Annotated in this window: 14 protein-coding genes; 8 read left to right on the top strand and 6 right to left on the bottom strand. The window is 67.8% G+C overall.

Annotated features, from left to right (window positions below; all coding sequences use genetic code 11):
* Together A8M77_RS07115 and A8M77_RS35115 are read left to right on the top strand one after the other, a co-directional pair.
* On the top strand, nt 1-1,594 hold a 1,594-nt coding region (locus tag A8M77_RS07115), incomplete at its 5' end, for a DUF637 domain-containing protein (protein ID WP_192871559.1).
* A 20-nt stretch (nt 1,595-1,614) separates the two neighbouring features.
* Nucleotides 1,615-1,839: a hypothetical protein gene (locus tag A8M77_RS35115; protein WP_143694558.1), complete on the top strand. Its 225-nt coding sequence runs from the start codon at nt 1,615-1,617 to the stop codon at nt 1,837-1,839.
* A gap of 7 nt (nt 1,840-1,846) precedes the next feature.
* Here the strand turns inward: A8M77_RS35115 and A8M77_RS37200 are convergent, their stop codons facing one another.
* On the bottom strand, nt 1,847-1,981 hold the full coding sequence (locus A8M77_RS37200; RefSeq protein ID WP_272947429.1) for a hypothetical protein: 135 nt from the start codon (nt 1,979-1,981) through the stop codon (nt 1,847-1,849).
* Here A8M77_RS37200 and A8M77_RS07110 point away from each other — a divergent pair.
* The 3 genes from A8M77_RS07110 to A8M77_RS07095 are packed head-to-tail and all read left to right on the top strand — an operon-like array spanning nt 1,980 to nt 5,642.
* Complete coding sequence (locus A8M77_RS07110; RefSeq protein ID WP_086920837.1) at nt 1,980-4,493, top strand: DUF637 domain-containing protein; 2,514 nt, start codon at nt 1,980-1,982, stop codon at nt 4,491-4,493. The two genes, A8M77_RS37200 and A8M77_RS07110, sit on opposite strands and share 2 nt — an antisense overlap.
* 17 nt (nt 4,494-4,510) lie before the next feature.
* A complete protein-coding gene (locus tag A8M77_RS07105; protein WP_086920836.1) occupies nt 4,511-4,942 on the top strand; it encodes a hypothetical protein in 432 nt (143 codons plus the stop codon).
* Between the two features lie 52 nt (nt 4,943-4,994).
* On the top strand, nt 4,995-5,642 hold the full coding sequence (locus A8M77_RS07095) for a hemagglutinin repeat-containing protein (protein ID WP_143694557.1): 648 nt from the start codon (nt 4,995-4,997) through the stop codon (nt 5,640-5,642).
* On the opposite strand, the gene A8M77_RS07090 is transcribed toward A8M77_RS07095, so the two are convergent.
* Both A8M77_RS07090 and A8M77_RS07085 read right to left on the bottom strand, forming a co-directional pair.
* Nucleotides 5,573-6,850, bottom strand: coding sequence for a c-type cytochrome (locus A8M77_RS07090; RefSeq protein ID WP_086920858.1), 1,278 nt, complete (start codon nt 6,848-6,850; stop codon nt 5,573-5,575). The genes A8M77_RS07095 and A8M77_RS07090 overlap by 70 nt on opposite strands.
* Before the next feature lie 5 nt (nt 6,851-6,855).
* On the bottom strand, nt 6,856-7,575 hold the full coding sequence (locus A8M77_RS07085; protein WP_086920833.1) for a c-type cytochrome: 720 nt from the start codon (nt 7,573-7,575) through the stop codon (nt 6,856-6,858).
* Between the two features lie 38 nt (nt 7,576-7,613).
* On the opposite strand from A8M77_RS07085, the gene A8M77_RS07080 reads away from it, so the two are divergent.
* The gene (locus A8M77_RS07080; RefSeq protein ID WP_086920832.1) at nt 7,614-8,261 is read left to right on the top strand and encodes a DUF1345 domain-containing protein; all 648 of its coding nucleotides are present in this window, start codon (nt 7,614-7,616) and stop codon (nt 8,259-8,261) included.
* A gap of 25 nt (nt 8,262-8,286) precedes the next feature.
* Here A8M77_RS07080 and A8M77_RS07075 read toward each other — a convergent pair whose 3' ends face one another.
* Genes A8M77_RS07075 through A8M77_RS07065 form a run of 3 tightly spaced genes read right to left on the bottom strand, consistent with a single transcriptional unit; the run spans nt 8,287 to nt 11,306 of the window.
* Nucleotides 8,287-9,258 carry a DMT family transporter gene (locus tag A8M77_RS07075; protein WP_086920831.1) on the bottom strand — a complete coding sequence of 324 codons (972 nt, stop codon included), beginning with the start codon at nt 9,256-9,258 and terminating at the stop codon, nt 8,287-8,289.
* Nucleotides 9,255-9,752: a methylated-DNA--[protein]-cysteine S-methyltransferase gene (locus A8M77_RS07070; protein ID WP_086920830.1), complete on the bottom strand. Its 498-nt coding sequence runs from the start codon at nt 9,750-9,752 to the stop codon at nt 9,255-9,257. Before A8M77_RS07070 ends, A8M77_RS07075 begins: the two co-directional genes overlap by 4 nt.
* Before the next feature lie 9 nt (nt 9,753-9,761).
* A complete protein-coding gene (locus tag A8M77_RS07065) occupies nt 9,762-11,306 on the bottom strand; it encodes an Ada metal-binding domain-containing protein (RefSeq protein ID WP_086920829.1) in 1,545 nt (514 codons plus the stop codon).
* Between the two features lie 122 nt (nt 11,307-11,428).
* Between A8M77_RS07065 and A8M77_RS07060 the strand changes: the two genes are divergently transcribed.
* Both A8M77_RS07060 and A8M77_RS07055 read left to right on the top strand, forming a co-directional pair.
* Nucleotides 11,429-12,811 (top strand): phosphomannomutase/phosphoglucomutase, encoded by a 1,383-nt coding sequence (locus tag A8M77_RS07060; protein WP_086920828.1) that lies wholly within the window; start codon nt 11,429-11,431, stop codon nt 12,809-12,811.
* A gap of 21 nt (nt 12,812-12,832) precedes the next feature.
* Nucleotides 12,833-14,200 carry a 3-deoxy-D-manno-octulosonic acid transferase gene (locus tag A8M77_RS07055; protein WP_086920857.1) on the top strand — a complete coding sequence of 456 codons (1,368 nt, stop codon included), beginning with the start codon at nt 12,833-12,835 and terminating at the stop codon, nt 14,198-14,200.
* The last annotated feature ends 13 nt before the right edge of the window (nt 14,201-14,213 follow it).

Genomic DNA, 14,213 nt, shown 5'->3' with positions numbered 1-14,213 from the left:
CGAGCAACTCGCCAGGCAGCCGGGCATGGGCTGGATCGAGCAGCTCAACAACGATCCCAACCTGAGTGGCAAGGTCGACTGGGTCAAGGTCGAGGAAGCGCACCGCAACTGGGACCACAAGCAGCAGGGCCTCACGCCCGAGGGCGCGGCCATCGTGACGTTGGCGGTGGCATGGGCCACGTGGGGCGCGGCATCTGCCGCCGGGACAGCAGCCGGTGAAGCCGTGACGACCAGCGGCGTCGCGGCGCTGGGAGAGGGTGGGTTCGTCGCTGCCGGGGGCCTCACCGCTTCCAGCGTGGTGGGCGGTGCGGTGACAGCGGGTGTGACGGCGCTGGCGGGCCAGGCGAGCGTGGCGCTGATCAACAACCGGGGGGACATCGCAGGCGCGCTGAACGACCTGGGGTCCAGTGCCAGCGTCAAGAACCTGCTGACGGCGATCGTCACCGGTGGGGTGCTGGGGGGACTGAACCTCAATCCGACCGGCTTGCCGACGGTGGGCGGTGGTGCGCAGCCCTTCATGACGCAGTTGGGACAGAACCTAGCTGCGGGCGCAGCCAGAGCGCTCATCGGAACGGCCATCAATGGCGGCAGCTTCGAGGAGAACCTGAAGGAAGGGCTGAAGGGCGCGATCCTGGATACCGTTGCCGCGCAAACAGCATTCGCGATCGGGAGTGCCCGGCTGGACGACTTCACCAACAAGGTGGCACACGCGGTTGCCGGATGTGCAGTTGGGGCGGCAAGAGCAAGCGACGGATGTGCGGCGGGCGCGATTGGCGCTGTGATCGGAGAGATCAGTGGCGAAGCGTTCGGCTTCGACGAGAACGGCAACCCCAAACCTGCGGCAACCCAGTTTGCCGCCATGCTAGGCGGCATTGGCGCTGCGATCGCAGGGCTCGACGTAGACCAGATCAACCTTGCGAGCGGTGCGGCCGCGAATGCTGCAGCCAACAATGCGCTCAAGCACTATGTTGATCGTGCGCTCAGCAAACTGGCCGATGGCCTGAAGGCGCTCGAACTGAAGCCACTCGTCGAGAAGCAACAGTTGATCCGGGAGTACCTGGAGAAGGCCGGAGCGCGCGGTGGACTCACCGATTCAGAAATCTCTGCACTCGGCGTCATCTACGCCGCCAATGAAGCACTCTTCCCGACGAGCGTGCTTGACGTGTTTCCTGGGGGCGGCAAGGCAGTCAGCAAGGCCGGCACGCTTATCAAGGCCGGCGCGACAGCGGAAGATGTGGCAAAGGTAGCGGTGGCCGAGTCCAGAGCAATGAGGGAGGCTGCCGGAGAGGCAAGTAGCCTCGCGAACGCCGCCCGTTTGCGCATGCAACTCAAGGCAGAGGAGGTAGCGGGTGTACCTCTGCCGGTAGAAATCACTGGGTATTCGCGTCATGGACTGAATCAAGCAATTTCGCGTGACGGCGCGGGTGTTTCGCCTGACGCGATACTTGATGCCTTCAAGAATCCTATTAGCATCACAGGACAAAGCGGCGGACGATTTATGTTGACTGGTAAGGATGCCGTGGTTGTCGTAAACGGACAGGGCAGGGTTATTACCACCTGGGCAACTGGCGCGTCGGGGGTTCGACAACCATGAATCTAATTTTGACTCAAAGGATGCTTTCCCTTCTTGAGGAAGTTTTCACATTCCGTGGCGCAGATCTATCGTTGATAGAAAACCTGTCGCGCAACAAAGTGACGCCGGCTGAGCGTAAGGCAATCATCGATGTGATCGCTTTGGAGCTGTGTGATAAGGGATTCGATGCCCAATCAGAGCCGACCGCGTACGGCCTGGAATTAGAGCGATTGATTGATTTCGTGAACGGGCCCAATTTGAAGTAGCGTCTCCCTACGTGAGCGGCACACGAGGCGTGAGCTGTCGGCGGGCAACCGGCTGAACATCTACGAGGGCCGCAACACCCAGCAGCACCAGCATCGACGTCGACAAGAAGCGCTCCAGCCCGATCTTCGATCCGGTCTTCATGCAGAACAGGGCCTCGGGCACCGGCATCGACGTCAGGACCGACACGGCCGCGCCCAGCACCATCACCAGCAGCCAAGGTGGCGTCCTGCTGCAGGGCGGTGGCGTGGTCCAGCTGCAGGGCGTGCAGGTCGCGGCCGCCAAGGACATCGCCATCGAAGGCGGCGAGATCTACATCACTGCTGCCACCAACCGCAGCGAGGTCAGCGGCGAGCAGCGCCAGCGTGGTGGTGACTTCGGGCCCCTGGGCCTGCACGACCTGGGCCATGGCCTGGGCGCCAAGGCCAACGACACCCTGGATTCAGAGACCACCCGCCTTGCGCGCACCACGCTCAGCGGCGCCAACGTCAGCATCACCGCCACCGGGCCCGAAGGAAAGGGCGGCGACCTGCACATCGCCGGCACCACCGTCAACACCCCGGGAACCCTGAGCCTGAGCGCCGAGACCCTGTACCTGGATACCCAGAGCACCGTCGCCACGCTGGAAACCGGCAGCCAGCGCAAGGACTTCGCATGGCAGCAGCAGGGATCGCGCGGCACCAGCGACGAGACCACGAACTACAACCAGTTCAACGCCGCCGCCCTGGCGGTCAACGCCAACCGGGTGCAGGCCGGGGTCGGGGCGAGAGACAGCCTCGAGCAACTCGCCAGGCAGCCGGGCATGGGCTGGATCGAGCAGCTCAACAACGATCCCAACCTGAGTGGCAAGGTCGACTGGGTCAAGGTCGAGGAAGCGCACCGCAACTGGGACTACAAGCAGCAGGGACTCACGCCCGAGGGGGCGGCCATCGTGACGCTGGTGGTGAACTACTTCACCTTCGGCGCGGCATCTGCCGCAGGGACAGCAGCCAGTGAAGCCGTGGCGACGAGCGGCGTCTTGGCGCTCGGTGAAGGTGGGTTCGTCGCTGCCGGGGGCCTGACCGCTTCCAGCGTCGTGGGCGGTGCGGTCACGGCAGGCGTTACCGCGCTGGCGAGCCAAGCGAGCGTGGCGCTGGTCAACAACCGGGGCGACATCGCAGGAGCACTGGATGACCTGGGATCGAGCGCCAGCGTCAAGAATCTGCTGACGGCCATCGTCACGGGCGGGGTGCTGGCGGGGCTGAATCTGGACCCGACGGGCTTGCCGACAGTTGGCGGCGGTGCCCAGCCCTTCATGACGCAGTTGGGACAGAACCTCACCGCGGGCGCGGCGCGGGCGGTGATCAAGACGGCCATCAACGGCGGCAGCTTCGAGCAGAACCTAAAGGAAGGGCTGAAGAATGCGCTGCTCGATACGGTCGCTGCGCAAGGTGCGAATGCGATCGGCAAGTTGACCGCCAACGGCACGCTGGATGGCTTCACCAACAAGGTCGCGCATGCGATCGCGGGATGCGTGGTGGGGGCAGCGAGGGCCAGCAGTGCCAGCGGTTGTGCGCCGGGTGCACTCGGCGCAGCGATCGGCGAGATCGCGGCCGAGACCTACGGCCGGCAAGCTGACACGGTGCAGTTCGCTGCCATGGTGAGCGGTATCGCGGTGGCGGTCACGGGCGGGGATGCCAGCCAGATCAACATCGGCAGCCAGGCAGGGAGCAATGCGGCGGCGAACAACTATCTTGCCCATCCGGAACAGATCCGCGATCCGAAGATGCAGCAACGCATTCTTGCCGCAGGGGAAGGGTGCAAGGGGCCCTCCAGTTGCGAAGGCGTCGCTGCTCAGGCGCAAGCCCAGATTGATCTACTGAGCGACAGCAAGATCGCGGCGATGTGCAGCAGCAACACGGCTTGCGTGGCTGACCGTGAACTCGAACGCTCCATCTATGCCCGCACCCGCGATGAAGCCATATCGAAGTTCGATCCGAACACGGCGGCTGCGAAGTTCCTGGACGAACAGGCTGGCAAGAGCCCCTATAGGCCTGACGAACTGTCTGCCGCAGTCACCCGGATGCAGAACGGGCGCTCGGACGAAGGCAATCCCGTCGACCAGTATGTGCGAGACACGCTGGCGGGCAGTCCGCCGCTGTTTGCTGCGGTGCTGGGCGTGTCGCTCATCGATGGAGATGGCGGCAAGAGCGCCCGAAAAGGGCCGACACCCGGGCAGCGCATGGGCGACAGCATCAATGCCTATTACGCGAAACGCACGGATCAGGCAGTCCTCGAGCAGATTGACATCGAACACATTGCTCAAGGACACATCAACCGGGTCGGCAGGGCAGTCGGCTTCCATCATGAGCCCAGCGGAGAAGGTGTCGCGCGCGTCAACAGTTACACGAAGCCGCCAGATGCAAATGGGGTCTATGAAGGTACTGTGCAGGTTCAGAATGCGTTGGGTCAATGGGTTGACAAGAGTAGGTCTTCAACGTTCTTCCCGCAAAGTTGGTCCGAAGCCAGACTCAACTATGAACTGACTATCGCGTTCAACAATAAAGCGATCGAGCCAAACGGCCAATGGATCGGGAGAACATACTCCGGGATCAAAGTGCAGTTCGTTCCACCAACCGCCAGCATCACGCAATGGCGCGGATGGCCTTTAAGGTAGAGAAGATGAAACTAAGAATGTTCAGAGTGCTCGAAACATGGCCGGATACCGATCACCACAACAGGCTAACGCGCAAAGGCTTTTGTCCTCAGCGCTTGGAGGGCTGCGAAGTAATCGAAAAGGATGGGGTTTCTGTAGTAGGTACCGAAGGTGAGCTTCAGTACATGCCATACCAATTCCGCGACGATGTGCGATCGGAAGCATCTTTTCTTATCACGGAGAAGGCCATTGAAGATGTCGTTACGGGCCGGATTCCTAAATGGGAAGGAACTGGAAATGCCTGGACCACGATCATCTTCCCTGACAGGGTAATCTTCGAGTACTCCATCATGGATGGCGAACCAGGCGGCCAAGTTAGCTTGATAACCTACCGCCTCGCCCTCAAAGCTTGGCGAGACTTTCTGGCCGACGAGAGCTGCGACGAGCGCATCATTGAACTACCAGATTGATTCAATATCAGCGCCCGCGCTATTCCAACCACTGGTGTCCACTCCAGACGGTGTGCAAATCCACCTCGGTGGCGGGCTTCGGCAGCGGCGCGTCGATGTCGGGCGCCACCTCCCGCGAGATCGGCACCACATCGCCACCGATGGCACCACGCTCCTGAATGCGGGGCGCGATGTCAACGCACGCCAGGCCACGGTGGACGCCGGCGCCGGCCTGCTGAGCGTGCACGCGGATCGCGACATCCGCATCGAATCGGGCCAGGCGCAAGGCACGGGCAGCTACCAGATGCAGTGGACCGACAAGGGCCTGCTCAGCCGCTCCGACAACCGCGTGAGCGGCGGCTGGGACACCGGCACCAGCATCGCCAGCAGCTTCTCGGGTGGCCTCGTCTCGCTGGGCGCCAGGAACGACATCACCATCGAGGGCTCGCACCTCAGCGGCACGCAGGGCAGCGTCAGCGCGGGGGGCGACTTCGGGCTGTTAGGCCTGCACGACCTGGGGTCATGGCTGGGGCGCAAGGCCGACGACATCCTGGAATCAGAGGACACCCGCCTTGCGCGCACTACGCTCAGCGGCGCCAACGTCAGCATCTCGTACATGTCCCATGTCCCGTTGCCACACCAGGCCGTGACTCAGGACGGCCGCATGATCTGCGCGCGAGAAACCGGCGGGGCGTCGTTGCCCCAGGCGCCTCGGATGTAGGTCAGCACGGTGGCGATGCCGTCGTCGTCCAGCACATGCCCGAAGGGCGGCATGCCGTAGGGCCGGGGATTGCCGGCCGTGGCCGGCAGGAAGCCGCCGTGGCGCAGCACCTGCACCAGGTTGGCGGGCGAATCCATCAGCACCGCGCGGTTGCCGGCCAGCGGCGGGTAGGCCCCCTCGGCACCCTGGCCCGCGTCGCCGTGGCAGTAGGCGCATTGCTGGTCGTAGATCTTGGCTCCGCGCGTCATCACGCCGGCGTCGCGACGCAGGGGTGATTCCGGCGCGGCGCCGCTCTTCGCCGGGGCCTCGGGCAGTTGCTTGAGGAAGACCGCCATCGCCTGCAGGTCCGCATCGCTCAGGTGCTGCGTGCTGCCGTAGACCACGTCGGCCATCGGCCCCATCACCGAACCGCGCGGCGAGGTGCCGGTCTTCAACAGCGCGACCACGTGTTGCGTGTCCCAGTCGGCCACGCCGGCCTCGCGCTTCGCGCTGAGCGAAGGCGCATACCAGTTCTCCACCGGGATCAGGCCGCCGGAAAGCCCCAGCTTCTCCTCGGTCGCGCCAAGCACGTTGCGCGTGCCGTGGCAGGCGATGCAGTGCCCCAGGCCCTCGACCAGGTAGGCGCCGCGGTTCCACTCGGCGGGCTTTGTGGGGTCGGGCGCGAAGGTGCCCGGCGTGAAGAAGAGCGCGCGCCACACCGCCAGCGCGGCCTGGGTGTCGTAGGGAAAGCGCAGCCGGTGCGGCGCGTTCGGCGCCGCGGCCGCCGGCACGGTGCGCAGGTAGGCATAGATCGCATCCGAGTCCTCGCGCGTGATGTGCGTGAAGCTCGGATAGGGGAAGGCGGGGTAGAGCAGGCGCCCGTCCTTCGAGCGTCCGTTGTGCAGCGCGCGCCAGAAATGCGCGGCGCTCCAGCGGCCGATGCCGGCCTCGTCGTGCGGCGTGAGATTGCTCGCGACGACGGTGCCGAAGGGCGTGGCGATGCCCACGCCGCCGGCATAGGCCGCGCCGCCGCGCGCCGTGTGGCAGCCGGCACAGTTGCCGGCCAGCGCCAGGTAGCGGCCGCGTTCCACCAGGTCGGGCGTGGACGCGAAGGCGACCGATGTTTCGGGCAGCGGGTCTTCGCCGCGCAGGTTGAGGGCCACGAGGCCGAGCGCGGCCAGCACCATCAAGACGCCCAGGGCGATCAGGGTGTAGAGGATGCGTCGCATGGCCTTCACTTCCCCATCGCGCTGCAGGGCATCGGCAGCGGTCGTGCGGGCGCGGCCGCGGGCTTGGGATTGGCCGGCACCGGCTGCAGTGCGAGCCAGCTGGCCACGGCGTTGATGTCGGCGGCATCGAGCCTGCGGCCCACCTCGGCCATGCAGTCGGGCGCGAGTGCATGGCGGCCGTTGTTGAGCCAGTCGCCCAGCTGCGAGGCCAGGTACAGGCGCGGCAGGCCGAGCAGCGAGGGAATGGCGGGCGCGATGCCGGTCAGCGCCTCGCCGTGGCAGGTGGCACAGGCCGGGATGCGGCGCCCCGCATCGCCCTCGAACACCAGGGCCTTGCCGCGCGCGAGGCTCTGTTCCGAGGCGTCGGTGCGCGTGGGCGGCGGCGGGTAGGACAGGTCGAGCTCGGCGAAGTAGCGGGCGATCTCGCGCAGGTAGCCGTCGGAGAGGTGCCGCACCATGTAGGCCATGTCGCTGTTGAAGCGGCGACCGTCGCGGAAGCTCAGCAGCTGGTTGTAGAGGTATTCCTCTGGCTTGCCGGCCAGCCGCGGGAAGTAGCCGGCGTTGGTGCTGGCGCCCTCGCGCCCATGGCAGGCGATGCAGGCAGCCGCGCGCTGCTCGATGGTGTCGGGCACGCGCGCAGGAGCGGGGGAAGCGCCATGGGCCAGGGTGCAGAGGCCGAAGGCGGCACCGAGCAGGCGGCGCCAGGGGAATCGGTTCTTCGTCATGGGGGCCACGATTGTCGCCGCACGTTACAGTGCCGCGCATGCGCATTCCATTCACCTGGATGATCGGCTGGCAGCGGCTGCTGCTCGGTGCGGTGGTGGGGCTCGCCGTGGGGCTGCCGCCCTGGCCGTTGGACGGCGCGATGCGCGGCCTGCTGGGCTGGTGCTGTGGCGCGGCGGTCTATCTGCTGCTGGCCTGGTGGCTGGCCGAATGCTCGGACGCGGACAGCACGCGGGCGCGCGCGCAGTCGCTGGACCAGCCCAGCGCGCTGATCCTGGCCACCATGGTGGTCGTGGTCGTCGCGAGCGTGGCGGCGATCACGGTGCTGATCGGGCGCAGCGGATCGCTGACCGGCTCGCAGCGCGCCGGCCACATCGCGCTCGGGCTGATTGCGCTCGCGGGTGCCTGGCTGATGATCCACACCATCTACGGCTTCCACTATGCGCACCGCTACTACCAGGCCGATGCTGCGCGGCACCCGGGCCTGGACTTCCCGGGCAAGCTGGCGCCAGACTACTTCGACTTTCTCTACTACGCCTTCGTGATCGGCATGTGCTCGCAGGTCTCGGACGTGCAGGTGCGCTCGCGCGAGATGCGGCGCATCACGCTCGTGCACAGCGTGCTGTCCTTCGCATTCAACATGCTGGTGCTGGCCTTGTCGATCAACGTGGTGGCCGGAGCGATCTGAAGATGGCGCGGGCCTGATCCGCCGATCAGGCCGTCGCGCCCTGCCGCCGGCCCAGCTTGACGATGCCGGTCGACAGCGCCACGCCGCACACGATCACCACCGCGCACACCAGCATCCACTGCGTGATGTCCTCGCCGAGGAAGATGGCGCCGTAGAACAGCGCGAACACCGGGACCAGGAAGGTCACGGTCAGCGCGCGCGCCGGGCCCGCTCTCTCGATCAGGCGAAAGAAGAGGATGTAGGCCACGCCGGTGCAGGCGACACCCAAGGCCACGAGTGCGAGCCAGGCCTTGAGGCTGGGCATCTGCGCCGGCCACAGCCAGAGCGCCGGCAGGGCGAGTGCCAGCGTGGCGCCGATCTGGCTGCCGGCGGCGGTGGCCAGCGGTGGTACGCCGGTCAGGTACTTGCGGGTGAGGCTGGCCGAAAAGGCATAGCAGATGCAGGCCGCCAGGCAGGCGGCCATGGCCCAGCGTGCCGCCGTCTCGTCGGCGCCCGAGTGGAAGCCGGCACTGCGGCCCGCCAGCATGGCGACGCCTGCGAAGCCGATCACCAGGCCCAGGCTGCGCGAGCGGTCGGGCCGTTCGCCGAAGAAGCCCCAGGCCACCAATGCGCCGAACATCGGCACGGTGGCATTGAGGACGGCGGCCAGGCCGCTGTTGATGCTGAGCAGCGCGAAGCAGAAGAGGGCGAAGGGCAGGCCGGAATTGAGGACGCCGATGCCCAGCGCCGGCTTCCAGTACTGCCTGAGGCTGGACCATTGCCCGCGCATCAGCAGCAGCGGCAGCAGGAACAGCATGGCGATCCCGACCCGCACCGCCGCCGTCGGCAGCGCGCCGAACTCCGCCGCGCCGATGCGCATGAAGAGGAAGGAGGCGCCCCACAGGGCACCGAGCAGGACGAGGTCCACCAGCCAGGCCTTGCCCGACGGACGTGCGGAGAGGGCCGCGGGTATGGTGGTCGAAGGCTTGCCTTCGGCGCTGCACTCGCCTTCGCTCATAGAGCACCTTCCAGCAGCAGCAGCGCGCTCTTGCGCTCGAGGCCCCCGGCATAGCCGGTCAGCGAGCCGTCGGTGCCCAGCACGCGGTGGCAGGGCACGATCACGCTGATCGGGTTGCGGCCCACGGCCGCACCGACCGCACGCACGGCTGCCGGCTTGCCGATGTCGCTGCTCAGGGTACCGTAGCTGGTGGTGCGACCGATGGGGATGGCCAGCAGCGCCTGCCAGACGGTCTGCTGGAACGCGGTGCCGTGCGACAGGTCCAGCGGCAGGTCGAAATGCCTGCGCCGCCCCGCAAAGTAATCGGCCAACTGGGCGACTGCCTGGCGCAGCACGGGATGTGCGTCATCGACCTGCCAGCCCGCCGTGTCGGGCCAATGGCGCTGCCGCTCGAACCAGGCGCCGGCCAGGCCGTGGTCTGTGGCTGCCAGGACGATGCCGCCGAGGGTGCTGTCGATGCGGGTGCTGCGGATGGTGGTGTTCTTGAACTTCATGAAAGAGCCTCAGGCGGGAACGCTGTCGAGGGCGGCGGGCGTCGCGGCGGTTTCGGTGGCCGGAAGCGGACTGTGCCATGCGCGCAGCACCGCATAGCTGCGCCAGGGCCGCCAGGCCTGCGAAGCCTCGGCGGCGGCACGCGCCGACGAGACGCGCAGGGCCTTCTGCAGCGCGACGTCGCCTGCGGGGAAGGCATCGGGCCAGCGCAGCGCGCGCATCGCGATGTACTGCGCGGTCCAGTCGCCGATGCCGGGCAGCGCCTGCAGGGCGGCGAGCGTGGCAGGCAGGTCGGCGCCTGGGTGCAGCGTCAGCCGGCCTTCCATCGCCGCGTGTGCCAGCGCCGACAGCGCTGCCTGCCGCAGCCGCACGATCCCGATGCCGCCCAGCAGGTCGCCGCTGGCGCCGGCGATGGCCGCCGGCGTGGGGAACAGGCGCTCCAGCCCCGCGATCGGCGTGGTGATGGGTTCGCCCAGCGCCTGGACCAGGCGTGTGCCCAAGGTGCGGGCGGCGGCCACGGTGATCTGCTGGCCCAGCACCGCGCGCACCGCGAGCTCGAAGCCGTCCACCGTGCCTGGCACGCGCAGCCCGTCGCCCTGCGGGAAGCTGGCATGCAGCGTGGCGTTGATCGCCATCGGGTCGGCATCCAGGTCCAGCATGGCGCGCACGCGGCTGATCACGGTGGGGAGCACGGCGGCGAGGGAATCGCCCACCTGCAGCAGCCATTGTTCGCGGGTGCCGTCGAAACGCAGGCGCAGCCAGCCTGCATGGACCTGCTCGCCCTGTGCCACGCGCAGCGTGCGCGCCAGTTGCGGCGTGCTGCCGGCCGGCTCGGCCAACTCCACGCCGCCCAGCGCGCGTCGTGCAAAGAAGCCGAGCATCGCTTCCGCGTCGTAGGGCGGGCGCAAGCCCAGCCGCACATCGATGGCGTCGCTTGCACGGCCTCCCGCGCCGGGGCCGGCGCGCCGCAGGGCGCTCGGGTTGAGGCCATAGTGCGACACGAAGGCCGCATTGAAGCGCCGCACGCTGGCGAAGCCGCTGGCCAGGGCCACCTGCGTCATCGGCAACCGGGTGTCGGCGATCAGCTGCTTGGCGGCCAGCAGACGGCGTGTCTGCAGGTATTGCAGCGGCGAGACACCGAACTGCGCCTCGAAGATGCGGCGCAGGTGCCGGTCGCTCACGCCCAGCCGCGCGGCGATGCGCGCGGCGCCGGGGCCCTCGTCGTCCCAGGCGTCGGGCTCGTCGATCAGGCGGGCGGCCTGCAGGGCGAGGATGCGGGAGGCATCTTCCGTGGACCAGCTCGCGGCCCGCGGCGCCAGCTCGGGGCGGCACCGCAGGCAGGGGCGGAAGCCCGCGGCCTCGGCCTGCGCCGCGTGCTGGAAGAAGCGGCAGTTCTCGCGCCGCGGAAGCTTGACGCGGCAGACCGGCCGGCAGTAGATGCCGGTGGAAGTCACGGCGGTGAAGAAAGAGCCGTCGAAGCGCGCGTCATGGGCCTTCATGGCCAGATAGCAGGCGTCGCTTTCGAGCTCGGCGGGGGAGGCGGCAGCGGAGGACATGCACCAAATGATACGAATCGGGGCGCGCAGGAGTAGCCATTTCCGGACATCTGGCACGAAAGGCGCATGCCTACAATCGTCTTCAGTTTTCCGAACTCATTCAATCACTGCAAAGGACGCCCATGCAGCTCAGCGCATCGATCTTCAAGGCCTATGACATCCGTGGTGTCGTGCCCACCACGCTCGACGCCGATGTCGCCGAGGCGCTCGGCAAGGCCTTCGGCAGCGCGGCCCGCGCGGCCGGCGAGCAGGCGGTGGCGGTCGGGCGCGACGGGCGCCTCTCGGGCCCGGCGCTCGCCGAGGCCCTGATCCGCGGCCTGGTGGCCACCGGCATCGAGGTCATCGACGTCGGCGCGGTCACCACCCCCATGCTTTATTTCGCGGCCAATACGCTGGCCAGGAGCGGCATCCAGGTCACCGGCAGCCACAACCCCAAGGACTACAACGGCTTCAAGATGGTGCTGGCCGGCCGCGCCATCTACGGCGACGAGATCCAGGGCCTGCGGCGCGTGATGGAAGCCGGCAGCGCCCAGCTCGCCCCCGGCGGCAGCGTGCGCAAGGTCGACGTGATGGAGGCCTACACGCAGCGCATCGTGGGCGACATCAAGCTCGCCCGGCCCATCAAGATCGTGGTCGATTCCGGCAACGGCATCGCGGGCGCTTCCGCCCCGGCCATCCTGCGCGCCATCGGCTGCGAGGTGACCGAGCTCTTCAGCGAGGTGGATGGCGACTTCCCCAACCACCACCCCGATCCCAGCAAGCCCGAGAACCTGAAGGACCTGATCGCGGCCCTGGCTGCCGGCGATGCCGAGCTGGGCCTGGCCTTCGACGGCGATGGCGACCGCCTGGGCATCGTCACCAAGGACGGGCAGAACATCTTCCCGGACCGCCAAATGGTGCTGTTCTCGCAGGACGTGCTCTCGCGCGTGCCGGGCGGCACCATCGTCTACGACGTGAAATGCTCGCAGCGTCTCGGCCCCGCCATCGAGGCGGCCGGCGGCAAGGCCATGATCTACAAGACCGGCCACTCGCTGATCAAGGCCAAGATGAAGGAGATCGATTCGCCGCTGGGCGGCGAGATGAGCGGCCACATCTTCTTCAAGGAGCGCTGGTTCGGCTTCGACGACGGCACCTATGCGGGCTGCCGCCTGCTGGAGATCCTGAGCAAGACGCCCAACGCCAGCGACACGCTCAACGGCTTGCCGACCAGCTTCTCCACGCCCGAGCTCAATGTGAAGTGCGCCGAAGGCGAGCCGCATGTGCTGGTCGAGAAGCTGGTGGGCACCGCGAAGTTCGACGCGCCTGCGCAGGTCTCGACCATCGACGGCCTGCGCGTGGACTGGCCGGACGGCTTCGGCCTGATCCGCGCGTCCAACACCACGCCGGTGCTGGTGCTGCGCTTCGAGGGCCAGACCCAGGCCGCACTCGACCGGATTCAGCACGCCTTCCTCGCGCTGCTCAAGGGCGTGAAGCCCGACGCCACGCTGGCCGAAGCCGCGCATTGAACCCACGGATTCCGATTGAGCGTGCGTTCGCTGCTGCTGCGCCTGTACGGCGCCTTCACCACCCTTGCCCAACCGCTGGTGCGGCGCAAGCTGCGCCGGCGCGCGGTGGCCGAGCCCGGCTATGCGCATGCGGTCGAGGAGCGCTTCGGGTCCTATGACGAGTCCGCCGCAGGCACCGGTTGGTGCTGGGTCCACGCGGTGTCGTTGGGCGAGGCGCGGGCCGCGGGCATCCTGATCGCCGAGCTTCGGCGCCAGTACCCGGGCATCCCGATCCTGCTCACGCACGGCACCGCCACCGGGCGCGAGGAGGGCGCCAAGCTGCTGGAAGAGGGCGACCTGCAGGTCTGGCAGCCCTGGGATGCGCCGGCCGCAGTGGCCAGCTTCCTCGACCGTTTCGAGCCGCGCATCGGCGTGCTGATGGAGACCGAGGTCTGGCCCGAACTCACCGCCGCTTGCGCCGAGCGCGGCATTCCGCTGGTGCTGGCCAATGCGCGCTTGAACGAGAACTCGCTGGCCTCGGCCGAGCGCCTGGGCTGGCTGGCGCGGCCCGCCTACTCGTCGCTGACCGCGGTGTGGGCGCAGACCGAGGCGGACTCGCACCGCCTGGTCTCGCTCGGCGCCAAGGTCGAGGGGGTCTACGGCAACCTCAAGTTCGATGCCACCCCCGATGCGAGGCAGCTCGCGACCGCGGCCCGCCTGCGCGGCCAGTTGCCGCGTCCCGTGGTCATGCTGGCCAGCTCGCGCGACGGGGAGGAGGCACAGCTGCTGGACGTGCTCAAGCGCTTCGGCGCGCTGTCGCCGGTGCCGCCGGCGCAGGACGCGGTGCAGTCCATCGCCAGGCGCGTGCACGACGTGCAATGGATGATCGTGCCGCGGCACCCGCAGCGCTTCGACGAGGTGGCCGCGCTGATCGAGTCCAAGGGCTTCGCCGTCGCGCGGCGCAGCACGGCGGGCGCGCCGGCCGAGTCCGAGATCTGGCTCGGCGATTCACTGGGCGAGATGGCGCTGTACTACGGGCTCGCGGACGTGGCCCTGCTGGGCGGCAGCTTCGAGGCGCTGGGCGGGCAGAACCTGATCGAGGCGGCCGCCTGCGGCTGCCCGGTCGTCATGGGGCCGTCGACCTACAACTTCGCCGAGGCCGCCGAGCTCTCGCTCGCGGCCGGCGCCTCGCTGCGCGTGAGCGACATGGAGCATGCGGTCACGGCGGCGCTCAAGCTGGTCGAGAACCCCGAGCGCCGCGAGGCGATGGCGGAGGCGGCGCAGGCCTTTGCCAGCGCGAACCGGGGCGCGGCGCAGCGCACGGCGGCGGCGCTGCTGGCGATCGCTGAAACCGCGGCGGAGCCCAAGGCCGCAATGACCGAAGAGCGGACCGAGCCCAGCCTGGATTGAGGCGGGCGGCCCG

It is taken from the genome of Variovorax sp. JS1663 (genome assembly GCF_002157355.1).
Lineage (GTDB): Bacteria > Pseudomonadota > Gammaproteobacteria > Burkholderiales > Burkholderiaceae_C > Variovorax.
The sequence above is the reverse complement of the archived record's forward strand: the minus strand, read 5'-3'. Positions and strand labels throughout refer to the sequence as shown.